This window comes from Solirubrum puertoriconensis, from assembly GCF_001483135.1.
Taxonomy (GTDB): domain Bacteria; phylum Bacteroidota; class Bacteroidia; order Cytophagales; family Hymenobacteraceae; genus Solirubrum; species Solirubrum puertoriconensis.
Map to the genome: position 1 here is coordinate 657,490 of NZ_LNAL01000008.1, position 26,765 is coordinate 684,254.

General features: G+C 57.4%; 23 protein-coding genes. 12 read left to right on the top strand and 11 right to left on the bottom strand.

Annotated features, from left to right (window positions below):
- Positions 1 to 57: 57 nt before the first annotated feature.
- Complete coding sequence (locus ASU33_RS17030) at positions 58 to 1,572, bottom strand: alpha/beta hydrolase family protein (RefSeq protein ID WP_078063212.1); 1,515 nt, start codon at positions 1,570 to 1,572, stop codon at positions 58 to 60.
- 177 nt (positions 1,573 to 1,749) lie between these two features.
- Positions 1,750 to 2,196, bottom strand: coding sequence for a GNAT family N-acetyltransferase (locus ASU33_RS17035; RefSeq protein ID WP_059072029.1), 447 nt, complete (start codon positions 2,194 to 2,196; stop codon positions 1,750 to 1,752).
- Positions 2,197 to 2,398: 202 nt separating this feature from the next.
- Between ASU33_RS17035 and uvrA the strand changes: the two genes are divergently transcribed.
- The 5 genes from uvrA (at position 2,399) to ASU33_RS17060 (ending at position 8,113) form a co-directional block, all read left to right on the top strand.
- A complete protein-coding gene (gene uvrA, locus ASU33_RS17040; RefSeq protein WP_059072030.1) occupies positions 2,399 to 5,233 on the top strand; it encodes an excinuclease ABC subunit UvrA in 2,835 nt (944 codons plus the stop codon).
- 75 nt (positions 5,234 to 5,308) lie between these two features.
- Complete coding sequence (locus tag ASU33_RS17045) at positions 5,309 to 5,722, top strand: DUF2251 domain-containing protein (protein WP_059072031.1); 414 nt, start codon at positions 5,309 to 5,311, stop codon at positions 5,720 to 5,722.
- Positions 5,723 to 5,787: 65 nt separating this feature from the next.
- Entirely contained in the window at positions 5,788 to 6,594 is an 807-nt protein-coding gene (locus tag ASU33_RS17050) for a TspO-related membrane protein (RefSeq protein ID WP_059072032.1), read from the top strand.
- A gap of 191 nt (positions 6,595 to 6,785) precedes the next feature.
- Complete coding sequence (tpiA, locus tag ASU33_RS17055; protein ID WP_059072033.1) at positions 6,786 to 7,550, top strand: triose-phosphate isomerase; 765 nt, start codon at positions 6,786 to 6,788, stop codon at positions 7,548 to 7,550.
- Between the two features lie 182 nt (positions 7,551 to 7,732).
- Positions 7,733 to 8,113: a 7(1) septoil knot domain-containing protein gene (locus tag ASU33_RS17060; RefSeq protein ID WP_059072034.1), complete on the top strand. Its 381-nt coding sequence runs from the start codon at positions 7,733 to 7,735 to the stop codon at positions 8,111 to 8,113.
- 81 nt (positions 8,114 to 8,194) lie between these two features.
- Here the strand turns inward: ASU33_RS17060 and ASU33_RS17065 are convergent, their stop codons facing one another.
- Positions 8,195 to 8,509, bottom strand: coding sequence for an OmpA family protein (locus ASU33_RS17065; RefSeq protein ID WP_160328227.1), 315 nt, complete (start codon positions 8,507 to 8,509; stop codon positions 8,195 to 8,197).
- Between the two features lie 26 nt (positions 8,510 to 8,535).
- Complete coding sequence (locus ASU33_RS17070; RefSeq protein WP_059072036.1) at positions 8,536 to 9,243, bottom strand: hypothetical protein; 708 nt, start codon at positions 9,241 to 9,243, stop codon at positions 8,536 to 8,538.
- Between the two features lie 186 nt (positions 9,244 to 9,429).
- Between ASU33_RS17070 and prmA the strand changes: the two genes are divergently transcribed.
- The 5 genes from prmA (at position 9,430) to ASU33_RS17095 (ending at position 20,279) form a co-directional block, all read left to right on the top strand.
- The gene (gene prmA, locus ASU33_RS17075) at positions 9,430 to 10,272 is read left to right on the top strand and encodes a 50S ribosomal protein L11 methyltransferase (RefSeq protein WP_059072037.1); all 843 of its coding nucleotides are present in this window, start codon (positions 9,430 to 9,432) and stop codon (positions 10,270 to 10,272) included.
- A 282-nt stretch (positions 10,273 to 10,554) separates the two neighbouring features.
- Positions 10,555 to 12,147 carry a T9SS type A sorting domain-containing protein gene (locus ASU33_RS17080; RefSeq protein WP_078063213.1) on the top strand — a complete coding sequence of 531 codons (1,593 nt, stop codon included), beginning with the start codon at positions 10,555 to 10,557 and terminating at the stop codon, positions 12,145 to 12,147.
- A gap of 507 nt (positions 12,148 to 12,654) precedes the next feature.
- Complete coding sequence (locus ASU33_RS17085) at positions 12,655 to 18,036, top strand: hypothetical protein (protein ID WP_149867278.1); 5,382 nt, start codon at positions 12,655 to 12,657, stop codon at positions 18,034 to 18,036.
- A 153-nt stretch (positions 18,037 to 18,189) separates the two neighbouring features.
- Positions 18,190 to 18,831, top strand: a complete 642-nt coding sequence (plsY, locus tag ASU33_RS17090) for a glycerol-3-phosphate 1-O-acyltransferase PlsY (protein WP_059072040.1) — start codon at positions 18,190 to 18,192, stop codon at positions 18,829 to 18,831.
- A gap of 71 nt (positions 18,832 to 18,902) precedes the next feature.
- Complete coding sequence (locus tag ASU33_RS17095; protein ID WP_059072041.1) at positions 18,903 to 20,279, top strand: dipeptidase; 1,377 nt, start codon at positions 18,903 to 18,905, stop codon at positions 20,277 to 20,279.
- Between the two features lie 83 nt (positions 20,280 to 20,362).
- Here ASU33_RS17095 and ASU33_RS17100 read toward each other — a convergent pair whose 3' ends face one another.
- On the bottom strand, positions 20,363 to 20,581 hold the full coding sequence (locus ASU33_RS17100) for a hypothetical protein (RefSeq protein WP_149867279.1): 219 nt from the start codon (positions 20,579 to 20,581) through the stop codon (positions 20,363 to 20,365).
- 88 nt (positions 20,582 to 20,669) lie between these two features.
- Between ASU33_RS17100 and ASU33_RS21335 the strand changes: the two genes are divergently transcribed.
- Positions 20,670 to 20,897, top strand: coding sequence for a hypothetical protein (locus ASU33_RS21335; RefSeq protein ID WP_149867280.1), 228 nt, complete (start codon positions 20,670 to 20,672; stop codon positions 20,895 to 20,897).
- A 213-nt stretch (positions 20,898 to 21,110) separates the two neighbouring features.
- Here the strand turns inward: ASU33_RS21335 and ASU33_RS17105 are convergent, their stop codons facing one another.
- The 5 genes from ASU33_RS17105 to ASU33_RS17125 form a co-directional block, all read right to left on the bottom strand.
- Positions 21,111 to 21,752, bottom strand: a complete 642-nt coding sequence (locus ASU33_RS17105; RefSeq protein WP_160328228.1) for a porin family protein — start codon at positions 21,750 to 21,752, stop codon at positions 21,111 to 21,113.
- 213 nt (positions 21,753 to 21,965) lie between these two features.
- On the bottom strand, positions 21,966 to 22,577 hold the full coding sequence (locus ASU33_RS17110; protein WP_059072044.1) for a porin family protein: 612 nt from the start codon (positions 22,575 to 22,577) through the stop codon (positions 21,966 to 21,968).
- A gap of 98 nt (positions 22,578 to 22,675) precedes the next feature.
- Positions 22,676 to 23,335 carry a porin family protein gene (locus ASU33_RS17115; protein WP_059072045.1) on the bottom strand — a complete coding sequence of 220 codons (660 nt, stop codon included), beginning with the start codon at positions 23,333 to 23,335 and terminating at the stop codon, positions 22,676 to 22,678.
- A 173-nt stretch (positions 23,336 to 23,508) separates the two neighbouring features.
- Positions 23,509 to 24,216 (bottom strand): porin family protein, encoded by a 708-nt coding sequence (locus ASU33_RS17120; protein WP_059072046.1) that lies wholly within the window; start codon positions 24,214 to 24,216, stop codon positions 23,509 to 23,511.
- Positions 24,217 to 24,409: 193 nt separating this feature from the next.
- Positions 24,410 to 25,156 carry a porin family protein gene (locus ASU33_RS17125; RefSeq protein ID WP_059072047.1) on the bottom strand — a complete coding sequence of 249 codons (747 nt, stop codon included), beginning with the start codon at positions 25,154 to 25,156 and terminating at the stop codon, positions 24,410 to 24,412.
- A 261-nt stretch (positions 25,157 to 25,417) separates the two neighbouring features.
- On the opposite strand from ASU33_RS17125, the gene ASU33_RS17130 reads away from it, so the two are divergent.
- Positions 25,418 to 26,524, top strand: a complete 1,107-nt coding sequence (locus ASU33_RS17130; protein ID WP_078063216.1) for an acyloxyacyl hydrolase — start codon at positions 25,418 to 25,420, stop codon at positions 26,522 to 26,524.
- 74 nt (positions 26,525 to 26,598) lie between these two features.
- Here the strand turns inward: ASU33_RS17130 and ASU33_RS21060 are convergent, their stop codons facing one another.
- A complete protein-coding gene (locus ASU33_RS21060; RefSeq protein ID WP_078063217.1) occupies positions 26,599 to 26,721 on the bottom strand; it encodes a 30S ribosomal protein THX in 123 nt (40 codons plus the stop codon).
- Between the last annotated feature and the right edge of the window lie 44 nt (positions 26,722 to 26,765).

A 26,765-nucleotide genomic window follows, 5' to 3' on the forward strand; every position in this document is an offset into this window, starting at 1 on the left:
CCGGGCACCCGCAAGCAGCGACTTGTCTGGCACTCATGGATAAGAAAAAAGAGCCGCCTAATTGGCGGCTCTTTGTGTTGCGGTGCTGGCTTGCGCGGCTTTTGCTTTGCTCTTGAGGCCCAATTTGGTTTTGGCTACCTGTGGTTGCGCCGAGGCGGGTCGTTCTACGGGCTTGGCGCTGTGCTTGGCAATCCAACCGTGAATGAGCACCAGCGCGCGAGGCGAGAAGGTGGGCTGAATTTCACCGTTCACGAGGGGCCACTGCGAGCGGTCCGACTGAAACCAGTGGTTAACGCCGGTTAGTTTATACACCTCCACCTTTTTGTTGCCCTTGGCGCGCAGGCCTTTTTGCAGCAGCGGCAAGTTGCGGTTAGCCGATACCATCAGGTCGGCGGTGCCGTTGAGGGCCAACACCGGGCATTTCACGCCCGAAAAGCGTGTTTTGGGGTCGAAATCGATGAAGAAGCGGTACCAGGGCGAGGTAAGCTGCGTGGCGCGGGCCTGCACCATGGTAAAGTCGATGTCGGCGTTGCTCATGCGCAACATGGCGGCCACCTTGGCACGGGCTAGGTCGTTATTGGGCGTTTCGCGGATGATGTTCAGCATCCGCTCGTGCAGCTGCAGCGCGGCGCTTACCTGGGCCGGCGTCGAGCCAATCAGGCGCATGATTTCGGTTTGCTGCCGACGCAGTAACTCCGAACCCGATTGCCCACTGCCTGCCAACGACACCACATAGCTGGGCGCTCCAATAGGTTGAGCAGCGGCCAGTAAGGCAATGTTGGCACCTTCGCCGTGGCCAATCATGCCCACTTGGGTTTTGTTTACCTTGTAGTGGGCGCGCAAAAAGCCCATGGCTGCCTGCGCATCCGACACCAAATCGGCGGTGTTGGCCTGTTGGTAGCTGCCCGTCGATTTGCCCACGCCGCGGTCGTCGTAGCGCAGCACGGCTACGCCCCGGCGCGTGAGGTAATCGGCCAAGATGTTGAACATGCGGTAGTTATCCACGGCCGCGTTGCGGTCTTGCGGGCCCGAGTCCGAAATGAGTACTACGCCAGGAAATGGGCCACGGCCTTGCGGCATGGTAAGTGTACCAACCAGGCGAAGCTTATCTACTTTGTTAGGCACTACCACTTCTTCTTCGCGGTAGGGAGCAGTGGGCTTAAAAGTAGCTGCGTTCAGCACCGATCCGGCCGAGCGCTCGAGCACCAAGGCCGAGGTAAGGCCCGGTTGCGACCACATGCCTTTCATGCTTTTTTGGTCGCCGGAAAGGCGGCCCGTAAACCGGCTGCCCGCTTCCTCGATGCGCATGGATACATCGGAGCCTTTTACCGTCACCTTCACGGGCATGCGGCTGATCTTCTGCTTCGGCACATCGAGGGTGGCGTAAAGCGTGCCGTTGCTCAGCGGAATGATGGTGATTACCAACTCCGATGTGCTACCCGATGCCTTAAGCTCGCCGCGCCATTGCCCGCCCAAGGGCGAATCGGCCGGGTTGTAGGCAACAGCTGTGCACAACAGCGGAAACAGCAGGAAGAGCCACAAAAGCGACTGAAGGCGTAAAAAATTCCTCATATAGTTCAATAAAGAGGCTGGCAGAGCGAACCTAAGCACGCTTTATTCTTGGAGAATACCAAAATTAAGCATTCTTGGCGAAGCCCCATACGCAAGAATACTGCCGAGGTTGGTTGAACTCAGAAGAAATTTGCACGAAATAAACAGCCGTGTTAGCCTAGCATGCAGGTTTTCAGCCTAGGTGGTACTTGAGCCGAGCCACTCGTCGCGGCGCATTTCAAACTTTATTTCGCCTTTGCCGTGCAGGCCCACCTCGTGCCAGCCATTGCGTCGATAAAAATGCTCAGCGCGGGTATTGGGCGCCGTGCCCAGCCATACGGTGTTCTGGTTTTGCGCGAAGTACCAGTCGAGCATGCGGTTGTGCAGCTGTTTGCCAATGCCACGGCCCTCAAACGCCGGATGCACAAACAAGGCCCAGATATTTTGGTCCTGTAAATCGGCAATGGCAAAACCCACTACCTGATCGTCGACCAGGCAAACCCAGCCTTTGCCGCGGTGATTAATATATTCCTCGTAATCCTGCTCGGTAACACGGCTGGGGTCCGACAGCACATTTTCTTTTACCGAATTCCGGACCACTTGCATTTGCTTGATGTCGGCGGTTCGCGCTTCTCTGATGAGCATATTGGTACGGATTGCTGAAGAGGTATTTGCTCTCGATTGCTGGGCACGTTATTCCTGTTGTTTGCCAGTCGAGGTTGGGTAACAAGTACCAATCTATCAGCTTCGCACCAAACGCATTCGGCCCCGTTGTACCTTCGCTGTCCCAACTCACTAACCGCATTAGCCGAAACCTAAGAGGTAGGGTTGGGTGTTAGAGGAATCTATGGCCCAGGACAACCTGCAGGTAGCCGCACCGGCTGCCGATCCGATTGATCAGCTCGATCCGCGCGAGTTCATCATTATTAAGAACGCGCGCGTTCATAACCTCAAAAACCTGAGCGTGGCTTTCCCACGCAACAAGTTCATTGTTGTCACGGGCCTGTCGGGCTCGGGCAAGTCGTCGTTGGCATTCGATACGCTGTATGCCGAGGGCCAGCGTATGTACGTGGAGAGCCTAAGCTCCTATGCGCGCCAGTTTTTGGGCCGTATGGACAAGCCCGACGTCGACTACATCCGCGGAATCTCGCCGGCCATTGCCATCGAGCAGAAGGTTACGGTGCGCAACAACCGCTCGACGGTGGGCACCAGCACCGAGATTTACGACTACCTCAAGCTGTTCTTCGCCCGCGTGGGGCGCACGTACTCGCCCATTTCGGGCCGCGAAGTGCGCAAGGATCAGGTGTCCGACGTAGTCGACTACCTCTTCACCTTGCCCGAAGGCACGCGTGTGATGGTGCTGGCGCCGCTGGTGCCCTCCGAGGAAGGCCGCTCGTTGCGCAAGGAACTCGATTTGCTGCTGCAGAAAGGCTACGCCCGCGTGGTGATCAACGGTGAAATGGCCTTCATTGAAGACCTGCTGGCCGAGGGGCAGCCGGAGCCCGAAGGCGAGGTGCAGATTATGATTGACCGGGCCGTGATTCAGCCCGGCGACGAGGATCTGCAGTTCCGCCTGAGCGACTCGGTGCAAACCGCCTTTTTCGAGGGGCACGGCACCTGCGTGGTGAAGATGCCCGAGGAGTCGCGCATGTTCTCCGACCGCTTCGAGCTCGATGGCATTGTGTTCGAGGAGCCGAATGTCAACTTCTTCACCTTCAACAACCCGTACGGCGCGTGCCCGCGCTGCGAGGGTTTCGGTTCGGTGCTGGGCATCGACCCCGATCTGGTAATTCCGGACAAAACCCTGACGGTGTACGAAGGCGCCATTGCCCCGTGGCGCACCGAAAAGCAAAGCGAGTGGCTGAAGCCGCTGCTTAAAAACGGCATCCGCTTCGATTTTCCCATTCATCGCCCCTACAACGAGCTGACCGAGGCCGAGCAGCGTTTGCTTTGGGAAGGCAACAAGCACTTCCAGGGCCTGAACGACTACTTCGAGTGGGTACAAACGCAGACGCACAAGATTCAGTACCGCGTGCTGCTCTCGCGCTACCGCGGCCGCACCGTGTGCCCCGATTGCCGCGGCACGCGCCTGCGCAAAGACGCCCAATACGTAAAGGTAGACGGCAAGAACATTGCCGACCTAGTGCTGCTGCCTATCCGCGACGCCCTAGGTTTCTTCGAGAACCTCTCGCTGACGGAGCACGAAAAGGCCGTTTCGGACCGCTTGGTAACGGAGGTGCACAACCGCCTAAGCTACCTCGTGCGCGTGGGCCTAGGTTACCTCACGCTAAACCGCCTCTCCAACACCTTGTCGGGTGGCGAGTCGCAGCGCATTCAGCTGGCTACATCGCTAGGTTCGGCGCTGGTGGGCTCGATGTACGTGCTCGATGAGCCCAGCATTGGCCTGCACCCCAAAGATGCCGAGCAGCTGATTGGCGTACTGCGCTCGTTGCAGCAACTGGGCAACACCGTGGTGGTGGTAGAGCACGAGGAGAAAATGATGGAGGTGGCCGACCAGATCATCGACATCGGGCCCGAAGCCGGCTCGGGCGGCGGTAATCTGGTGTTTCAGGGCACGTACCCCGAAATCCTGCAGGACGAAAACACCTACACCGGCCAGTACCTCAGCGGTAAAATGGAGGTGCCGGTGCCCAAGGTGCGCCGCCCCTGGCGCAACGCGCTGGAGGTAATCGGCGCCCGCGAAAACAACCTGAAAAACCTCACGGTGAAGTTTCCGCTGGGCGTGATGACGGTGGTTACGGGCGTATCGGGCTCGGGCAAGTCTACGCTCATCAAGCGCATTTTATACCCGGCGCTGGCGCGCCACCTAGGCGGTACTTCGTCGGAAAGCATCGGCAAGTTCGATAAGCTCGGCGGCGACCTAGGTGCCGTGTCGCACGTGGAGTTTGTCGATCAGAACCCCATCGGCAAGAGCAGCCGCTCGAACCCGGTAACCTATGTGAAGGCCTACGACGCCATTCGCACCTTGTTTGCCGATCAGCAGCTGGCCAAGGCCCGCGGGCTGAAGCCTTCGCATTTCTCCTTCAACATTGAAGGCGGCCGCTGCGAGGTGTGCCAGGGCGAAGGCCAAGTGAAGATCGAGATGCAGTTTATGGCCGACATCTACCTGACCTGTGAAGCCTGCGGCGGCCGCAAGTTCAAGCAGGACATCTTGGAGGTGAAGTACAAGGACAAGAGCATCGACGAGGTGCTGGAACTGACCGTGGAAGATTCGCTCGATTTCTTCGCCGATCAGCCCAAGGTGGCAGAGCGCCTGCGGCCGCTATTCGATGTGGGCTTGGGCTACATTCGCCTAGGTCAGTCGGCCAACACGTTGTCGGGCGGCGAGGCGCAGCGCGTAAAGCTGGCGTCGTTTCTCACCAAAGGTGCCACGTTGCAGTCCGATAAAATCCTGTTTGTGTTCGACGAACCGAGCACTGGCCTGCACTTCCACGACATCAACAAGCTGCTCACCGCCCTGAACGCCTTGGTCGAACAAGGCAATTCGGTGCTCATTATCGAGCACAACATGGATATTGTGAAGGCGGCCGACTGGGTGATTGACCTAGGGCCCGAGGGCGGTACCGGCGGCGGGCACCTGCTATTCGAGGGCACGCCCGAGGAGTTTGCCAAGCTGAAGGATGAAAACCACACGGCTCGTTTCTTGGCCGAGAAGCTGTAGCGCTGGCGCAGTTGAGCTTGATGCCGTATAATCAGGAGCCGCATGGTTGCGGCTCCTTTTTTTATACCCTTGCCCATGATAGTAGGAGCAGAAGAGCAATTCCGGATAGGCCAACCCGACGCGGGCGCCGACAATTGGTTGCTGGCCAGCAAGGCTTCGCATCAGGAGTTTGAAGTGATGTTTGAGGACGACGGCACCACGGGCTACTTCTACGCCATCCGGAGCAAGCCCGAGCCTGAGATTTTGGATGCGCTGCACGTGTACAACGTAGCCGACGTAGCCGACCGGAACGTGCCGGTTACGGCGCAAGTCCTGTGGGACGAAACCGAGGGTGCCGCCGCGCTAGTGCTCAACGGCTACTGCCACGCCCTGTTCGATTTTCGGCAGCTGGCCGGCTTTTGCCGCAACGCCTTTCCGCCGCCCATGCAGGCCCAATCCGCACCTAGGGAGCTAACCGACGACTTGGTCGATCAATACTTTTCGGCTTGACATTCGTCGTCAGCGCTCAAAGCAGTAGCTTAAACAGAACCCCCCGGCAAACTTGTTCTTGAGCCATGGAAACAACTCTCGCCCCCGATTCGCAAGTTCACTCCAGGTCGGCGTCGCAGGCGTGGCGCTGGGTGGCGGCTGCGGCCATTTTCGGCTGCATCGGGCTAAACTATTGGTGGAATACCAACCCGGCCAATGGCCAAAACATGGGGCAGGTATCGGCGCAGTACCCCACGCCACTTACGCCATCGGGCTGGGCGTTTAGCATCTGGGGGCTGATCTTTTTGTCGGAAGCTATTTACGCCGTGTGGCAGCTACTGCCCGCCCAGCGCTCCAACCCATTGCCCAATGCTGTGGCGCGGCCACTTACCGTTGCCAACCTAGCCGCCGCGGCCTGGGTGGTGTGCTTCAGCTACGAGCTAATTGCCGTTTGCACCGCGCTTATGCTGCTAACCCTAGGTGCCTTGGTGCTGGCTTATGGCCGGGCAAGGCGGCTGGTATTGGCTGGCGAAACCGCCAAGCTCTCGAGCTGGCCCGTGTCGTTGTTTATGGGCTGGATATCCGTGGCTACCGTGGTAAACCTCACGCTGGCGCTGCGCGATTTTGGCTGGGAAACCCCCATGAACGTGACGGTGGTGCTGTGTGTGGCGCTACTGGCTGTGGTAGTGGCATTGGGTCTGATCATCAGCAGCTCGTTCCGTGATGCCGTGTACCCGCTAGTGCTGGCTTGGGGCCTGATAGGAATTTGGGCTGCCCGCCGCGCCGATTTAGTAGAGCTGGCTTGGGTAGCTTTGGCCGGGGCTGTGGTAGTAGGCTTGCTGGGCGTGCTGCTGGCCAACCGCCGGCGCAGCACCAGCAGGGTCGGCGCATAGGGGAGGGCTAAGCCCAGACTATGTGCCCCAATACTCACCCGGGCCTCCATCATTCGGTTTTGTTTGCCCCAATAGTTGCAACCCCGCCCACCAGCGGGGTTGCTCTTTTTCGGCCACCTAGGGCCGTGGCGCCGATGGGTGCAGCCCAAATGCTTTTCTTTGCACCACGTCAGATATTTCCCTCCCACTCTATGCGTAAGAACATCGTTGCCGGCAACTGGAAGATGAACATGACTCTTCAGGACGGCCAGGCCCTCGTTTCGGAAATCGTGAACATGGTGCAGGACGAAGTAACCGGCTCCGAGGTGGAGGTGGTTATTGCGCCGCCCTTCCCGCTGCTGCCCGTTATCGGCCGCATGCTGCCCGAGGGTGGCCGCATTCACCTAGGTGCCCAAAACTGCCACCAAAAGGAGAGCGGCGCGTTCACCGGCGAGGTATCGGCTAAGCTGCTGGCTTCGGTAGGCACGGAGTACGTTATCCTAGGTCACTCGGAGCGCCGCCAGTACTTCGGCGAAGACGACGAACTGCTGAGCCAGAAGCTGAAGGCTGCCCTAGCTGCCGGCCTGCGCCCCATCTTCTGCGTGGGCGAGTCGCTCGAAACCCGCGAGCGGGAAGAAACCTTCGCGTTCATTGCCAGCCAGCTGAAAAACGGCTTGTTCCACCTCTCCAACGAGGAGTTTGAGCGCGTGGTAATTGCTTACGAACCCATTTGGGCCATTGGCACCGGCAAAACGGCTACCAGCCAGCAAGCACAGGAGGTACATGCGTTCATCCGCGAGCAAATTGCCCGCGCCTACGACGCCCAAGCGGCTTTGAACACCACCATCCTGTACGGCGGCTCGGCCAATGCCCAGAACGCCCGCGAGCTGTTTTCGCAGCCCGATGTTGATGGCGGCCTGATCGGCGGTGCTTCGCTGAAATCGCGCGACTTCACCGAAATCATCAAGTCATTTTAAGACTGATATTCAGGTTGTAGCTGTTGCATAAACTTATTGTAAGTGGGTTTACTGACTAAAAATAATGGTCTGGTAAACGCACTTACAATGCTTTTCGCGCTTATCCAACCGTTGCTCGCACAGCTACCTAGGCCCGAATCAAAATGGCGCGGTACTTGTCGGTACCGACAGAAATCTGCTCTATGCTCTTAGCTACTCTCGTTTCGACATTGCTCTGGCTGCAGCCCGCCAGCGCGCCCAAAGTACCCTTTGCGGTGCAGCAACAGCGCGGTGGCTACGTCGATCCGTGCAAAATTTACGGTAGCATTTACTTGGAGCGTGACCCGCGCCGCCGGGCGTACTGTTCGGCCACCGTGTTCGTGGAGCAGCAAGATGCCTTTGCCAGTCTCGTGGTGTATCAGGAGGCCAACAAGCTCTTTGCCGATAAGCCGGGCATGTGGTACATCACCGACGCACGCGACTTTGCCGACTACACCGTGCTCGTAACCGACAACCGTGCCTTCGCCGATTTTGGCATCTTCTACACCAAAGTGCGCTCGTTTGCAGGCTGCCGCCAAAACTAGGGCGCCGCTCGCTACCAGCTACAAGGCCCGGCCGCAACGGTACCACGTTGCGGCCGGGCCTTTGTTTTAAGAGGCTTGCTGCTACAGCTTCACGAGCTCCACGCGCCGGTTTTGGGCTTTGTGGGGCTCCGTATCGTTAGCCACCAGCGGCTTATCGGAGCCAAAGCCAGCGGCTCGCAACCGCTCGGTTGCAATGCCGGCTTGCGTAAGCTTCGCTACCACGGCCTGCGCCCGGCCCTGCGATAATTGCCGGTTGTGGGCTGGGCTGCCGGTGTTGTCGGTATGGCCCTCCACACCTAAGCGCAGCTGCGGATGCTGGCGCAGCAGGGTTACTACCTCGGCAACCGTGGGCTCCGATTCGGGCCGGATAGTGGTCTGGTCCGTGTCGAAGTTCACGTACAAGGTAGCGTGCCCTTCAGCATCTAGTTTTTTTTTATTTCAGCGGCTGGTACCACCGAAATCTGCTGAGGCATGGCGGCTTTCTCGGCTACGTTCAGGTAGTAGTTATCGTTCTGCTTTTGCACGTGCATCCAGATTTCTTTGTCTTTCTGGCGAATCACGTACACGTCGTATTCGGCTGAATAGCCGGAGATGCCGCCTTTTTTGGCGACGTCGCTGCCGCCTACTTTCTCCACGGCTTCGTCAGGTATGGCGCCCGAAAACACCTTCACGCCGCCTACGCTGTTGATAAAGTTCTCGTAGTTGCGGCGCACCATCAGATCCGATGCTTGCTTTTTGTCATCAACCGGGAGGAAGCGGCGGCGCAGCACATGGCCTTCCACGGCCACCAGGTTTTTACCGTCGTAGAAGTAAGAGCGGTCGAACTCGTAGTCTACGCTGTCGCTGTTGTACGGAATGCGGTAGCCTTTCATGGCGCCCACGTAAGGGAACCTGCCCAGGTTGGCCGTCGAAACGGGTACGCTGTTGATGTCGAAGGTAGCAGCAGCCTGGGGCGTGGTAGCCGGTGTCGTAGCGGCTGCGGTTTCAGCGGCAGGGGCTGCTGGGGTGGTAGCGGCAGTAGCTTCGGGAGTGGTGGTTTCGGCCGCCGTTTCTTTCGATTCTTTGGAGCCGCAAGAGCCCGCCAGGGTCAAGAGGGTGCAGCTGGCAGCTAAGCGCAAGGCTTGTTTCATGGGATGGTGAACGGTAGGATAGAATGGGTGTAGTTGAGCCACAAAGCAAATAATATTTTAATACTTCTATGTTTTGTGCAGCCGAAGTGACGCTGGGGAAGCCAGCATCGGGCAGTTTTTTCTCCGACCTTTGCTTCTGCAACGCGCTGCTACTTATGCCGGCGCTTTCATCTCCTTAAGTTGCTCATGGATTTTATTGAACTCCGCGTAACGGCTCCGGCCGACCTCACCGATATACTGGTTGCCGAGCTGGGCGAAGTCGGCTTTGATACCTTCGAAGACAACGACGAAGGTTTTTGCGCCTACACCACCGAAGACGCCTTCAATCAGGATGCCGTGTCGGAGGTGCTGGCCAAGTACGCCACCTGGCCCAGCGGCCACCCCACCGCCGACAGCCGCGTGATTACGCGTCAGAACTGGAATACGGAGTGGGAGAAAAACTTTGAGCCGCTGGTAATCGGCGAACAGGTATCGGTGCGCGCACCTTTCCACCCCGAGCGGCCCGACTTGCCCTACGATATCGTGATTATGCCGCGCATGTCGTTTGGTACCGGCCACCACAACACCACGGCCCTGATGATTGAGAACCAGCTTACCGTGGACCACCAGGGCAAGCGCGTGCTCGATATGGGCTGCGGCACGGGCATCCTGGCCATTATGGCGGTGCACCTGGGCGCCAACTACGTGCTGGCCGTGGATGTGGAGCCCTGGACGGCCGAAAACGCCGCCGACAACGCCCTGGAAAACAACGTGCAGGACAAAGTAGAAGCGCGCCTAGGTGACATTTCGGCCCTCGACGGCGAAGAGCCCTTCGATATCATCCTGGCCAACATCAACCGCAACGTATTGCTCGAAGATATGGGCGCCTACTACCGCTACCTGCGGCCCGGCGGCCCCATTTTGTTCTCGGGCTTCTACGAAGAGGATATGCACCTCATCCGCGATGCGGCCGAGAAGGAAGGCTTCCGCTACCAGTCGATGCGCACCCGCAACGATTGGGTATCAGCCATTTTCATCAATCCCCAATAAGCTAGTTGTAGCTTCATCAGCAAGCGCCCGCAGCCGTAATACGGCTGCGGGCGCTTGGCTTTTGTACTATTCAGAACCAATAGAAAACAGAATAGATTTGAAATAGATGAGCTAAATAGATTATATTTAATATTTGTAAAAGTATATTTTTTACCCGTTTTTCGTGCCGCTAGCTAGTGACTTATTCGGGGCAAAGCTGATCAGTAGGCAGGGCTTTGCGCGGTGCCAATCGTGGCATCGGGTGGCTGATGAAGGAATCGATTTATCTACTCCGAGTATGCAATGAAACAAGTACGACTTTTATTACTCGCCTTATTCTATTGGCTGGCTGCGTTGCCAGCCCTCGCCCAGGTTGAATGGGAATGGGCCGAGGCCCAGCCGTTCAGAGTAAACGCCGTAGCCACCGATGCCGTGGGCCGCGTGTACGTGACGGGCAGCTTCAGCGGCACCATTACGCTGGGTCAACAACAACTCACGGCCCAAAGCACCGGCACCGATTTGCTCGTGGCCCGCTTCAGCCCCGAGGGCAAAGTGGATTGGGCTAACTCCCTAGGTGCCGCGCCTATCTTTAACGGCGGCAACAGCAGTGCCAGCGGCACCGACATCAGCGTGAACCCGCAGACGGGGGAGGCCTCCGTGGTGGGCAGCTACGGTGGCAATCTAATTGGAGTACCTGGCTCCGAGCCCGGCGACCCGGCCGTAAGCCGCATGGTGGTTCTTAAGCTGGCCAACAGTGGCCGCATTCAGTGGGTAGTGCGCGCTGGCACCTTTAACCCGGCTACAATTGGCAATGCCATTGCCTCCGATTTGTTGGGCAACACCCACGTATCGGGCAGCACCAATGGCGGGTTTAATCTGAGCAACGGCAGCACGTTCGGCACGGGTAGCCGCAGCATGTTCGTATTGTCGCTGGGCCCAACTGGCCAAACTCGCTGGATAGTGGGCGGACAAAGCACCCTCGGTGCCAACGCCGACGACATTGCTACCGATGCCCAGAACAACGTGTACGTGCTCGGCCGTTACTTTGGCCCGTTCCAGTTTGGCAACGCCTCTTTTAACGGCGACGGCAACACCTTTTTGGCTAAGCTAGCTAACCAAACGGGTACTCCACTTTGGGTACGCAGTGGCGTAAGCGCTGGCGCCGGCTCGCTGGCCGTAGATGCGGCGGGCAGCAGCTACATCGGGGGCCGTGCGGGCAGCAGCGTGAGTTTTGGAGGCGTTTCGCTCAACATCAGTTCCGGTTCAGTGGGCTTCGTCATTCACGTCGGGCAGAACAGCAATACCGAGTGGATCCGTTCGGTGGGCGACGCGGCCTCAAATGCGCCGGTTGAAGTGGCTACGGTACCTGCCTCGAACGGTGGAGCCGCGCGGGTAGTAGTGGGGCTTACGCGGCCCAACAATGCGGCTACGGTTCTGGCTTTGCGTGCCAATGGCACCATTATTTGGCAGGAGCAAGCCAGCGGCGGCCAGAGCAACATCCGCGACGTGGCCGTGGCGCCCGGGCTGCGCATTTACCTAGGCGGCACGCTTTCGGGGCAGGTGCAGTTTGGGGCCGACGCAGTTGGCGCCAACGGCCCTACCGATTACCTGGCTGCCTTGGCGCCGCGGGCCAATCCCTTACGCTTCAACTGGGATGCGTTGAGCGTATTCCCGAATCCGGCCACAGTGCAGCTCTCGGTGCAAGTGCCGCCCCTGCCGGCCGTGCACATTCAACTGGTCAACCTGAACGGCCGCGTGGTGCGCGAGGTGCGCCTGCCTGCCAGCCGCCAGCCTCAAACTGCCACGCTCGATGTGCGTGAGCTGCCCGGCGGCTTGTACAACCTGCGCCTCACCGCAGGCGGCGAAACCATTAGCCGCCTGGTGCAAATTCGCTAGCGCAGAAGCCTGCTAACATGACTCGGCCCCACCAGCCATTAAAACGGCTGGTGGGGCTTGGTGCAGGGTGCCTACCGGCAATGCAACAGCTAACGGCCGATGCTGCCTACAGCTGCCCGCCGCACTGCCGAGCGGCGTGTACCTGGTGCGCAGCGGACCGCAGGCTCAGCGCCTCATAATTGAATAAGCTGGCAGGTGCAAATAGGCTAACTCATCTACTGTCTACTTAATACGCCCGGCTGGTGGCTTCGTGCCGCCAGCCGGGCGTGTGCTTTTGCCCTAGGTGCCATAGAGTTGCTTTACATTGAGGCAAAGCAAAATACCTAGGACGAGTTAACTAATAAAATACTTCGAAGAGCGTTGTAGTCCTTCGAATATTCCACATTTACTACTTGGATGCATTCAATGTAAAATGTGGATTTTCAATTGGTTGACTACTGAGTTCCAATGAATGCGCCAAATTTTACCGAAATTGTAGGCGACTCATTTTGCCTTGAGGGCATTTGTATGAAGCACTTCGCCACATGGGGGCTTTGCGCGTTGTTGGCGTGGGGTTCGGCTGCCACCAGCCGGGCCCAAACTACCAAGCCACAACAGCCAGCCACAAATCCTACTCCATCTATTTCGCCTGTAGTACGCTACAGCACCACACCCTTTAGTACCGATGCCGAGCAGTTTATCGGGGAGGTAGTAGCCCTTATGGCTACCACCAAAAACGCCCCAGCTATTGCGCTTACCGAGCAACTTCGGCAACTCTGGGCTAGCAATAAGCTAACCACTACGCAGCAAGGGAAAATCATTGAGCTGGCGCGCAAGATGCAGGCCCGCCGCTTAAAGCCACGTCCACACCTAGAGGCCTTTATCGGCCTGGTTGTAGCGGCCAAGCAGGGGCAACTGGCGCTCAATGACCTGCAAACCGATCAGCTGCTGGAGGTGACGGGCAAAGCGCTGGCACAACAGGACTTGCAAGAGCTGGAAAAGTTTGTGAACTCCAGCACGCAGTTCCTGAAAACCCGCGAGCTGTATACCTCGCGCTACAACCGGCTTAAGCTAAGCAGCAACACCTTGGTGACGTTTGCCTACAACGACACCGACTACCCCACGCCGCCCGCGCCCAAGCCCGCCGACGTACCGGCCCCTATTACCCCCGAGCCACTCAAGCCCGCTGCTACGCCGCCCAAAGCTGCAACCAAGCCCGCTGCGAAACCGGCCGCCAAGCCTGCTGCTAAGAAGAAAAGCAGCGGCTGGGATGGTTGGGACACGGGCGGTTGGGACACCGGTGGTGGCTGGGGCTCCGACGATGGTTGGGGTACGCCCGTGAAGAAAAAAGCCGCGCCCGCCAAAAAAATCACTGCTGCCACGCCAGCCAAAACCGCTACGCAGCCTGCTGCCGAGGTAAAGGAACCCGAGCCAGAGCCCGAACCGCAGGCCCCGGCTTACAGCAGTTACTACGCGCCGCCCAGCACCAAAGGCCCCGTGGTGGTGCTGAAGGATGCCGACTTGCTCATTGCCACCGCCTACGATTCGGTGGTGATTCAGAAAACCAGCGGCTCGCTCGTAACCACTACGGGCAAGTACGTGGGGCAGGGCGGTACTTTCAACTGGCAACTCAACGGCAACCCGCTCTCGGCTGAGCTGGGCCCGTTTGATATGGACGTGAATAAGCCGCAGTTTAAAGCCGAGCCGGTTACGCTTACCTATGCAGCTGTGCTGGAGGCGCCCGTAAAAGGTGCTATGGCTTACAAAAGCGTGCAGAAGAAAAACGGCGCCGACACGGGTTTCCCTAGGTTCGTGTCGCTCACCAACGATGCCCGCATCAAGAACATCGGCGAGAACATTAAGTACCAGGGTGGCTTCTCGCTGAACGGCAAGCAGATGTACAGCTCCACGCTCGATGGTTCGCTGTCGCGCATCACCGTGGAGCTCGATGGCAAGCCGCGCTTCCGGGCAGCCTCGCGCAGCTACATGCTCGGCGATACGCTGATTACTGCCGACCGTGCTGCCATCACCATCTTCGAGGATAAAGTAGACTCGCTCACCCACCCCGGCGTGAAGCTGAAGTACTCGAAGCCCCGCCGCGTACTGGTAATGGCCCGCGAAGAAGGCCTGTATAAAACCACGCCCTATTACGACTCATACCACCAAATGGAAATAGCGGCGGAGCAGGCCAAATGGAACCTCGCCACGCCTAACATCGATTTCCAGACCCTCACGGCCAAAAACCAGGTTACCGCCGATTTTGAGTCGAAGGAATTCTACACCAACACGCGCTACCAGCAGATTAAGGGCATCAACAAGATGCACCCGCTGCAAATGGTGGTGGGCTACAGCCAGTCGCACGGCAATGCCAAGCGCTTTGCGGTGCAGGACTTAGCTAAGTCGCTTAACCTCAAAGAAGCCAACGTGCGCTCGGCGGTAGCCGGCCTCGCGCGCGACGGTTACGTGTCCATCAGTCCCGTGAACAGCGACATCACGTTGCTGCCCAAGGCAATGCACTACGTTAACTCGTCGCGGGGTAAAAAAGACTACGACCACATTGCCATCAAATCGTTGGCGCCGAACGGGCGTAACGCCTCACTGAACCTGAACAGCAACGTGCTCACGGTGCGGGGCGTCGACAAGTTTAACTTCTCCGACGACTCAATTGCCGTGTTTGTAAAGCCCGACTCGGCCATTGTGCGCGTGCAGAAGAACCGCAACATCGAGTTTAACGGTACGGTAGTGGCCTCGGCCTTCGTGTTCAAGGGCAAGGAGTTCAAGTTTGATTACGACGGCTTCTACATCGACATGTTCAAGATCGACTCCATCATTGTGAAGGGGAAGAACTCGAAAGGTTCGGTGATGCGGGCACGTAAGGAAACCGACTTCACGCTGACGAACAAAGACCGCCACTCGGCCGGCCGACTCTACATCAACGCGCCCAACAACAAATCGGGCCGCAAAAAGCTAGGTGCTTATCCCACCTTCGATGCTACCACGGGTGCATACGTGTTCTTCAACAAGCCCGAGGTATTGGGCGGCGCCTACGACACCACAATCTACTTTGATATTCCGCCCTTTAAGCTCGACTCGCTGAACAACGCCAACCGAACGGCGGTGGGCTTTAAGGGAACGTTTGTGTCGGGCGGTATCCTGCCGGATATCAAAACGAAGCTCTCGATGCAGGACGACGGCTCCCTAGGTTTCACCTACGCCGTGCCGAAGGATGGCTTCCCGGTGTACGGGGGCAAAGGCCGCCTGTTCAACCAAGTGCGCATGAGTAACCGCGGTATCCAGGGCGTGGGCGAAATGACCTACCTCTCGAGCACCCTGCAAAGCGACCAGTTCATCTTCTATAAGGACTCGGTAGTGACGGTGGGCAAGACGGCCCAAATCAAGGAGGGGCCGCTGAACGGGGCCGAGTACCCAAAGGTGGCCTTGCTGCCCGGCTACCAGATGAAATGGGTGGTAAAAGCCGACTCAATGTACCTATCGACGCCGCCCGGCGGCGAGTCTATGCGCTTTTACGACGGTACTTACCAATACAAAGGAGTAGCTACGCTTACCCCCAAAGGCCTGTATGGCACGGGCCGGATGGAAAGCCAGCAGTCGGTTATTCGTTCGCCTTCGTTTACTTTCTTACCCACGCAGTACAAAGGCAACAACTCGGTAGTAAGCGTTAAGTCGTCGGAGCCGAACAAGCCTGCCCTTACCGCGCCCGACGTGGCCTTTACCTACGACATCAAGCGCGGGTACGCCGATTTCACGCGCGAGCAGAACGCCAAAACCACCATCGAGCTACCGTACTCGCAATACCGCACTTCGCTGAGCGGTGGCCGCTGGGATTTCAAGAAAAAGTCGGTACAGCTGCGTGTTGCCCCAGGCCAGGACTCGACCACAGCTTACTTCTACTCGGTTAAGCCCGAGCAGAAGGGCCTGCGCTTCCGGGCTGCCACCGGTGTGTACGACCTGAACAAGTACCGCCTGGTAGCCTACGGTGTGCCTTACATTGCCGCCGCCGATGCCTGGATTCAGCCTGACTCGAACAAGGTATATGTGCTGCCCAATGCCGAGATGCGCGCCTTCCAGAACGCGGGCATCACGCTGGATACGCTGCAGCGCCCTCACCAGCTCTACAAAGGCGAAATCAAGGTGCTGTCGCGCTTGGCCTTCACCGGTAATGCGCTCTACCGCTACAAAACACCTACTGACTCGTTTGCTATCAAGTTCAGCAACTTCCGCACCGACTCGACCAGTATAGCTGGCGTGAAAGGGGAAGGCAAGAAGCGCAGCGGCTTGCTAAGCCGCGGCAACGACGAAGGCCCAGAGCGCCTGCCCACCTTGGCACAGGCCGACATCAAGGCTGCCGACAAATTCCGGATTGCACCTCGCATCCAGTACCGCGGCGCCATGACGATGAACTCGCAGCGCAAAGGTTTTGCCTTCGACGGACAGGCCCGCCTCGAGTTCAGCAAGCAGCAGGCGCAGGCCGGGTGGTTCCCGGTGCAGGATAGTATCGACCCGCAGTTCGTCAAGATTCACTTAAAGGAAACCAAGGCCGAAGACGGGACACCCATGCTCACGGGCTTGTTTGCCAACGAAGGCACCGGCAAGCCGTATCCGCTGTTTGTAGCCGCCAAGCCCAACGTTACCGATGGCAACTTCTTCGAGGTAGGCGGCACGCTCACCTACGACCCCAAGAAGCGCGTGTACACCATCAGCCAGCACGATGCGCTGAACACCGAAATCTACGAGGGCTCGGTGCTGACGCTGAACGACACGACCGGGCTGCTGGGCTTCCGTGGTAAGCTGAACCTGATCAACTCAAACAAGGACTACAGCATCATTGCCTCGGGCATCGGCAAAGCCAACACCGACTCGAGCCGCTACAACATCGATGCGATGATGGCCTTCAACCTGAACTTCCCCGACAAAGCTTTTGAGGCCATGGCGGCCGATATGGCCAAGTACTCGAAGGGCTTGCCCGAGGCGCTAACTAGCACCCAGGACGAGTACTACAAGCTGGGCGAGTTTGCCGGGTCAAAAACCATCAACGAGTACGCCAACCGTAAAGGCGGCAGCTACATGCCGCTGCAGAAGGTGTCGAGCAAGTTCCTGCACGACATTGTGCTGAACAAAGTGAACCTGAAGTGGTCGAACAAGCACAACTCGTGGTACTCGGTAGGCAAAATTGGCTTGGTGAGCATCGGTAAAAAGGACATCAATGCCTTGGTCGATGGTTACATCGAAATCAAGAAAGAAAGCACCGGCGACGCCGTGGAGCTGTACCTCGAAGCCGACCCCGAAACCTGGTACTACTTTAAGTACTCCGAGAACAAGCTGCTGGCCAAAGCCCAGCACGGCGAGTTCGACGAAATCCTAGGTCGGGCGGCCAAGGGCGACTACAACACGGCCACCAACTTTGGCTTCTTCCTGGGTGATGAGCAAGAAAAGATTCTCTTTGTAAACCACTTCCGCAAAGACTACCTAGGCGAAACCAAGCCGCAAAAGCAAGTAAGCCGTCCGCAGAGCACGGGCAACTTCGACTTCATGGAGGAGCCTGGCAAGAAGAAAAAGAAGAAGGAAGAAGCTGCTCCGGCCGCCGATGAAGGCCCGATTGACTACGCGGAACCCGCCAGCAAAAAGAAAAAGAAGAAAGACGAGGCGGCTGCAACCGATGGCTTCGGCGACACCAACGCTGCACCGGCCGAAGAGCCAGCCAAGAAAGACAAGAAGAAAAAGGACGAAGCCCCGGCCGCAGCCGATGAGCCGGTAGCCGAGCCCAGCAAGAAGGATAAGAAGAAGAAAGAAGAAGCCGCCCCGACCGAAGAGCCGAAGCAAGAGGAGGCTCCGAAGAAGGACAAGAAGTCGAAGAAGAAGGCGGAAGACGACCCCTTCGGCGACACCTGATCCGAGCTGCCTAACCACGCAACAGCCACGCCCACCTAGGGTGTGGCTGTTTTGCTTTTGGGCGCAGAGTGTTGGTTTTGCCGAAAACCGCCATCCTGCACGGCCGAGCCTGCGTTAGCTAGCTATATTTGACTGTTTCCATCTTTCCCCGCTATGAATTTGGCTGTAGTTCTACCCTTGCTTGTGCTGGCGTACCTGCTCGGCTCCATCCCAACTGCCCTGTGGGTAGGCCGCCGCTTCTACGGCATTGATGTGCGGGAGCACGGCTCGGGCAACGCCGGCGCCACCAACACCTTTCGCGTGTTGGGCAAAAAGCCAGGTTCGTTTGTGCTCTTCGTCGACGCCTTGAAAGGCTTTGTGGCAGCTTACTTCCTGCCCATGCTCATGGTAAACCTAGGTGCCATCAACCCCGAGCACGAGGTGTACTACCGCTTGGCTTGCGGGGTGCTGGCCATTGTTGGGCACATTTACCCGGTGTTTGCGCAATTTCGGGGCGGTAAGGGCGTGGCTACTGTGCTGGGTATGATGCTGGGCGTTGCGCCGGCCACCGTGGGTGTGTGCCTGCTCATATTTATCATCATGCTGCTGCTCACGCGCTACGTGTCGCTCAGCAGCATGACGGCCGGCATGGCTTTCGCGCTGTTGCAACTGTTGCCCGCATTCCGGCCGCCGCAAGACTTCCTAATTTATGTAGGCTTTGTGCTGGCTGCGCTGCTGGTTTACACACACCGCGCTAATATTGGCCGCCTGCGGGCCGGTACCGAAAGCCGTGTGCCGTTGTTTGGTCGGAAGTAAACCTGATTCTTCAAACCCGCCCGGCTGTTACCTTTACAGCCCTCTGCATTCCTGTTATTTCCCATCTGCTGATGACCTCGAACTTCCTCACCGAAAACCAAGATCGTTTCCTGAGCGAGCTGCTCGATTGGCTCCGCATTCCGTCGGTTTCGGCCGATCCTAAGTTTCACGGCGATGTGCTGCGTGCCGCCGAGTACCTCAAAACGCGCCTCGAAGAAGTAGGCCTCGACAACGTGGAGCTGTGCCCCACGGCTGGTAACCCTATTGTCTACGGCGAAAAGCTGATCGATCCTGCGCTGCCTACGGTGCTGGTGTACGGCCACTACGACGTGCAGCCCGCCGACCCGTACGAGCTCTGGACCTCGGGCCCATTCGATCCGGTTATCAAGGACGGCAACATCTACGCCCGCGGCGCCTGCGACGACAAAGGCCAGGTGTACATGCACGTAAAAGCCTTCGAGGTGCTCAACCAGAACGGCGGCGTGCCCTGCAACGTGAAGGTGATGATTGAGGGCGAGGAAGAAGTAGGCTCCGAGAACCTAGGCATCTTCGTGCGCTCGAACAGAGAGAAGCTGCGCGCCGACGTGGTGCTGCTTTCCGATACGGGCATCATCAACAACGAAACGCCCAGCATTGAGGTGGGCTTGCGCGGCCTGAGCTACCACGAAGTAGAGGTAACCGGCCCCAACCGCGACCTGCACTCGGGCCTGTACGGCGGTGCCGTGCACAACCCCATCAACGCGCTGTGCAAGATGATTGCCTCTTTGCACGACGAGAACGGCCATATCACCATTCCCGGCTTCTACGATAACGTGCAAGTGCTGTCGGAAGCGGAGCGTGCCGAGCTGAACAAGGCGCCCTACAACGAAGAGGAGTACAAAGAGAGCATCGGCCTGCCCGCTACCTACGGCGAGAAGGGTTACACCACCCTTGAGCGCACCAGCATCCGGCCCACGCTCGACGTGAACGGCATTTGGGGTGGCTACACCGGCGAGGGCGCCAAAACGGTAATTGCCTCGAAGGCCTACGCCAAAATTTCGATGCGCTTGGTGCCTAACCAAACCTCGGAGGAAATCAGCCAGAAATTTCAGCAACACTTCTTGAGCATCGCGCCCGAGGGCGTGACGGTAGTAGTAAAGCCCCACCACGGTGGCGAACCCGTGGTTACGCCCACCGACTCGGTAGCGTATCGCGCCGCCAGCATGGCCATGGAAGATACCTTCGGCAAGAAGCCCATCCCCACGCGCGGCGGCGGCTCTATCCCGATCGTGGCCATGTTCAAGGGCGAGCTAGGCGTTGATTCGGTACTGCTCGGTTTCGGCCTCGACTCCGACGCCATTCACTCGCCCAACGAGAAGTATGGCGTATTCAACTTCATGAAAGGCATCGAGACGATTCCGCTGTTCTACCAGCACTACGCCCGCCTCATGCAAGAGCAACAAGCCTAAGCGGGCTTAGCTCTTCGGCCTACACGCAAAGCGGCCCGGCTTTCCCTAGGCGGAAAGCCGGACCGCTTTGCGTGTTAGCGCAGTTAGTTGCTGCCGAAAGTATAGCCCACAAACAGCTGAAACACTGAATTGCGCGCTGTGCCCGTAGCCCGCGTAATACCACTGTTATTGCGTACGCCCAAAGTGGGGCCGCTGCTCAGTTGATAACCCACACCGGCAACGTAGCCCACATCAAAACGGTCGTAGCCATCGGTACCGTTGAACTGTGCCTTGGTTGGCGGTTTGCTGTTCGCAGTTGGCACCGGCGAGGTAGCCAAACTGCGGTCCAGCCTCGAACACATACCCATCGGCGTTGATGCGGGCCAACACGGGAACATCAACGTAATGCACATGGTCGAAGCGCTTCAGATTTCCGGCTTTCCACTTTTAGCCTTTCAGTACATAAAGCACCTCGGGCTGCACCGAGAAAAAGCCGTCGGAGCTAACGGGAATGTTGTATCAGATACCGCCCATAGCCCCAAGCTTGCTGCTAGTACCCGTCGTAATGTTGGTATTGGCGAAGGTGGCCAGGATGGCGCCGCCCTTCACGCCATTTTGAGCTTGCGCGGCGGTGGTTAAACCTTAAGCGGCGGCCAAGAAAAATAATGTGTCTTCATAGGTTGTTGAGAGAGAAAGCTGAGCTGTGGCAACCTAGGAGCGAGCTTACTCTTGGTTGAATGCCGAACGTTGTTGAGCTTTTCTTCAAAACTTGGCCAAAAATTCATTTTATCCTATATATCGAGCAGCTGCGGGCCGTAACTTATCTGGCACGCTGATTTAAATATTTGTCAATTAAGAAGTAGCGTCGGTATTTCTCTTAGCTCGCCGTTTAAAAGGGTTAAGCCTGATTTTCTTCAGCCCCGAAAAATCGTTGAAGCGGTACCCCAGCGTGAACTGCACTACGCTGTTGCGCAGGCGCACTCGCTCACCAGGATTGACGAACCCCTTAGGGTACACATCAGCTAAGCCAGCCACGTAGCGCCAGCTCAGGCTGAAGCCGCCAGGGTCTTGGTAGCCGATGCCCAACACGGCGCCGTAATCAAGCTTCTCGTAGGTGGGTGCTGTACCTAGGGCTACCGTCATCAACGTATCGTTTTGACGGGTTCGCAGCAGATAAGCAGCATAGGGGCCAACCTCAATAAAGGCGTCGTCGCGGGTGTAGCGGACAAGCAGCGGAGCCTCGAGGTACGAAAGCTCGGCACCAATGCTCGGGCCGTATTGCAAGGTATTGTCGCCCTTTACCGAGTATAGCACCTCGGGCCCCACCGACCAATATTTACCCAGCAGCAACTGCGTGGTAATACCGCCGTGGTAGGCCAAGCGTACTTTGCGCTTAGCAGCATCGGGCCCGGCAGCATTAGCAAAGCTGCCACCGCCCCGGAGGCCCACTTTAAAGTTTAATTGTGCTTGCGCAGGGGCAATTGGTGGCAGCACAAGCAGCAGCAAGCCGGCCCCTAGGTATTTGAGCGAACGTAACCCTTGGTAGGGCAAAACCGGACAGGGCCCGGTACCGGGAGCGAAGAAGTAGCGCAACAGAATGCGGGTAAATAGAGCTTGGCCATGCCAGCCAACAACCAAAACTATAAAAAGAAACCGGGCGGCTCCGTTACTACGGAGCCGCCCGGTTTTGTTGCGGAAGGCAAAATGCTATTCGCCAAAGAAGTACCCCAACGACAACATGAATGTGGAGTTGAAGCCCTTCGAACGGTCGCCGTTAGCTGCTTTGCGCACCGGAACCAAGCTGCCATTATAGCGAAGCCCGATGCTGGGGCCGGACTCGAACTGCCAGCCAAGGCCAGCAACGTATCCCACGTCCACGGTGTTGAAATCGTCTTTGTTCTTGTCCTTGAGCGTGGAGCTAACGCCACCAGAAGTAACCGTGCTTTCGCGGTTCACTGCTGCTAGAAAGCCTACCTGAGGTCCTAATTCGAAGAACGGACCATCGGCATTGATTTTAAGCAGCAGCGGCACGTCTATGTAGTGCAGCGTTTCTTTGTATTTTATGTTTTGCCCCGCGGGCTCGTACTCAGCCCCCTTCATCGAGTACAACAATTCGGGCTGAAACGAGAGCAGATCAGAAAAGCCAAAGTTGAAGGCTACGCCTGCGTGCGCTCCTGTATTGTACTTCTGATTGTTGACGTCTTCGCCAGAGTACGTTGCAAGGTTAACCCCAGCTTTCAGTCCGAGCTTTACATCCTGAGCTGAAGCGCTAGCAGCCACGGCAAGGAGGGTGGCTGCGGAGAATATCAATTTTTTCATGGCTACTGGTAAAAGTACTGCGCGAAAGTAGGCAGCCAGGGGCAAAGCGGCCCCGGCTGCTTGTAGGCGCTATACGTTGCCAGCAGCACCTAGGCTGCCTAATCGCCGCCAAACATAAAGCCTACCGATAACAGGAACACCGAGTTACGTGCGTTGCGAAATTCGTCGCCTTGGTAGCCGTCGTCGGCAAAATCGGTGAACGAGCCGTTGTAGCGTAGGCCAATCATGGGGCCGCTTTTGGCCTGAAAGCCCAACCCGGCGGCGTAGCCTACTTCGGTACGCTTCACGTCGTCGAGGTCGGAGTAGTTTTGCGACGAGGTTTGGGTTTGGCCGTTGCGGGTTACCTCAATATCGTCGCTGGCACTGAGCAGGTACCCAAACTGCGGACCGGCTTCGAAGAACAAACCGCCGGCGTTGATCTTTAGCAGTACCGGCACATCAAGGTAGTTGTAAGTGAGCTTGCCAGTGAAGCGAAGCCGGTCGTTGCCAATGGTCACGTCGCGGTCGGCGTATTTGAAGCCCTTCTGCGAAAACAAGATTTCGGGTTGCAGCGAAAGAAAACCGTCATCAACCAGGCCCACGTTCAGCATTAGGCCGCCGTGCACACCAAACTTGCTTTCGTAGCGGTCTTCATCCACTACGTCGCCGGCCAGGTTGGAGTAATTAGCCCCGGCTTTCACCCCAAAGCGAATGCCTTGTGCTTGGGCGCTCAGCGTAGCGAGGGCAAGGAATGTCAGAACAAAGACAAAGTGTTTCATAGCGGTAAAATGGTTAGAAGTAAAAGAGCGTAGATGGCTCACGCCACAACTACAAGAACCATTACGCAAACCACATGTTGCATCAAAACGCTTATAAATCAAGAACTAAAGCGCCCGGCCTCCTTGCGGAAGCCGGGCGCGTTTCATAGCTCAGAAGAGGGGCAGGCGACGGGTTACTTACCAAGGAACAGGTAGTTCACCGAAAGCTGGAAGGCCGAGTGGCGTGCGTTCTTTAGGTCGCCCTGGAAGTAGGTGCCGTTTTCCGGCTTCACGAAGTCGCTGAAAGCACCCGTGTAGCGCAGGCCAAAGCCCAAACCGCTCTCGGTTTGGTAGCCTACACCGGCCACGTAGCCCAACTCGCTGCGCTTCAGGCCGCTTACGTCGTTTTGGTCTTCGCTCTCACGTACTTCCTGAAAGGTGCCGTTGGGCAGCGTACGGCGCGAAAGTTTGCTTTCGTTGCTCGAGCTGAGCAAGTAGGAGTACTGCGGGCCGGCCTCAAACACAAAACCATCGGCGTTAAACTTGGCCAGCACCGGCACGTCGAGGTAGTTGTAATTTACCTTACCCTCGCGCTTTTCTTCAAAACCGGCTCCTAGCAGCGTGCTGGAGTAGGTAGTGGGCTTGTTTTCGAAGCCTTTCTGCGAGTATAGTATTTCGGGCTGCACCGAGAAGAATCCGTCGCCGGTGAGGTCGGCGTTGAGGATTACGCCGCCCATAAAACCGATTTTGTTATTGTAGATGCTCTCGTTCTGAACCTCGCCAGCGAGGTTGGAATAGTTGGCACCAGCCCGGAAACCGAGGCGTACGCCCTGAGCGTGGGCGGCCGGAGCGGCCAGTGCAGCAATAGCGAGAGCGGAGAAAGCAAAAACAGCTTTTTTCATGGTGAAAAGGCAGTTTTAGGTGGAGAAAAAGGAACTGCGTGTGGCAGTTTGAAGGCCATAAACGTGCCAACCCGCCCCTGCAGATTTGAAATAGCCTCCGTTGTTGAGCTAACTCGCAGAAAATCTGATAAAAAAAATGAGCCGCCTCAACCGAGGCGGTTCATGGCAATAGGTGTTGCGGAGGTTAGTGAGCTTAGCGACCTAGGGGCAGCAAGTAGCCCAACTGCAGCGTAAAGGCGTTGTTGAAGGCTTTGGGCTCGTTGTCGGCGTCTTTGCTGTCGATCAGCGAGTTGAAGCCGCGGGCATAGCGCAGGTTCAGGCTAATGCCCGCGTCCGGAATCATGTAGCCTACGCCGGCTACACCGCTGATGTCGAACTGGGACAAGTCGGATTTGTAAGCCTCGTCGCGCGAAATGCCGGTGTAGTCGCGGAAGCCGTTGTTCTCTTCCACTTTATCCTTGGTGCCATCCCGGTACTTGGTGGTCGTTTCCGATTTGTTTTTCGAGCCGAACAGGTAGCTCACCTGTGGGCCTACCTCGAAGAAGAGGCCACCCGCATTGATGCGCGCCATTACCGGCACGTCAATGTAGTGTAGCACGCGCTGCTGCTCAATCTCAACCTTCGATACGTTGCTGGCCAGCCCCGTAGTCTGTTCCGACTGAATCTCGTAGCCCTTGCGGTTGTACAGGATTTCCGGTGCGATAGAGAAGAAGCCGTCGCTGCTCACGGGCAGGTTAAACGTCAGACCGGCGTTGTAGCCCAGCTTGTAGTCGCCTAAGTCCGAGCTGTAGCCGGGGCCTGTAAGCTGCTGCACGTTGTCGCCCGATACGTTGGAATACGTACCGCCTACTTTAACACCGATGCCAAGGCTGGTTTGGCCTTGAGCAAAGGCAGCGGTAGTACCGGCTAGTGCAAACGCGAGGGCAAAAACCTTTTTCATAGTCGTGGAATGTTGTTGCGTGTTTGGAAATGGGAGGCAGTTACTGCACTGGATTCGCTGTCGATGACCGAATACTGCCAACTGATTACAGCGCCTCTTACGCAGATGCACTTGCACAATGTTGCGGATCAGTTGTATTATTAATTTCTTATTAACTATATCCAAGCTCGAGGGCGCATGCACAAGGCTCATTCATAAGCATTAACCTGCTGCGTAAACGGCGGCTATTTATTTTTGTAGCTGATCTAGTTTACTCTGCTTATGCCTGCTGCTCTTCGGCGCCTTGTTGTATTGTTGTTGGTGTTGCCGGGGTGGGGCAGTGCGTGGGCGCAGGCACCTAGGGCAGTGCAGCCGGTGGTGGTAGGTTTGTATGCACAAGGCGGCTTCATCATTGCGCACTCGCCTAGGGTTAAGCACCTCGTAACGGCCCATCCCACGGGCCTCGAACTTAACCTGCAACGCCAGCTAACCGGCACGCAGCCGTGGCACGCATGGTACCGCTACCCCAAAGTGGGCGTAGCGCTGGTGTACTACGATTACCACAACTCGGCAATGGGAAAATCGTACGCCGGCACGGTGTACCTGAGCAAGGCCGTGTGGCGCACCCCGCGGCAGGAGCTAAGCTTCCGACTAGGAACCGGCATTGGGTATTTCCCAAAGGCATTCGACCGCGAAACCAACCACAAAAACCTATTCGTTAGCTCGCGGCTGAACGCCACCTTGCAAGCCCGCGCCGAGTACGACGTGGCCCTCACGCCCAAGCTTGGCCTGATGGTGGGCGTGGCGCTCAACCACTACTCGAACGGCGCTACAGCCAAGCCCAACCTAGGGGTGAATATCCCAACGGTTGTGCTGGGGCTCAATTACCACCGGCAGCGCCAATTTGTGCCGCTGCCCGCCAACCCCGCCGACGAGCCTACCGACTTAGGACGCAACTTCGTCAACCTGAGTACCAGCGTAGGCTTTAAACAGCGCAACGAGTCGGACCGGCGCCGTTACTGGGTGAACTCCGTAACCGTGGCCGGCGGCCGCCGCCTCAACCGCAAAAGCAATTTGCTGGTTGGGCTCGAAGGCTTCTACGACCGTTCGTTACTGGCCGAGCAGCGCGATACGGCCCGCAATGCCGATAAGCTGCAAGACGTGAAAAAGGCCGGCGCGTTCGTCGGCCACGAGTTGCTGCTAGGCCGTTTGGCTTTTGGTACCCACCTAGGGTTTTACTTCTACAACCCCTACAAATCCAACAACTTCTACTACGAGCGGCTTAGTTTGAAATACCACTTTACCGACCGTTTGTTCGGCGCCCTCGACCTGAAAGTACACCGCGGCGCCGCCGATATAATTGAGTGGCGGGCGGGCATAAAGCTGTAACCTACTGCAACCAAACGGCCCCGCTTCTGCGCGCAGAAGCGGGGCCGTTTGGTTGCCGACGCGGAGGGAGTGGCTTACTTCGCTTCCGCCGCTTTGGGCGTCGAAGCAATTTTGTTTCGGGTTTTGTGCGGCCGCTTTTTGCCAAACGAGCCTTTCGTGAGTTTACCGCGTTTCGATTTCTTGTCTCCTTTGCCCATAATGTGTATTGGTGTAAAAGGTGATTGAGGAAATGCCTGAGGTT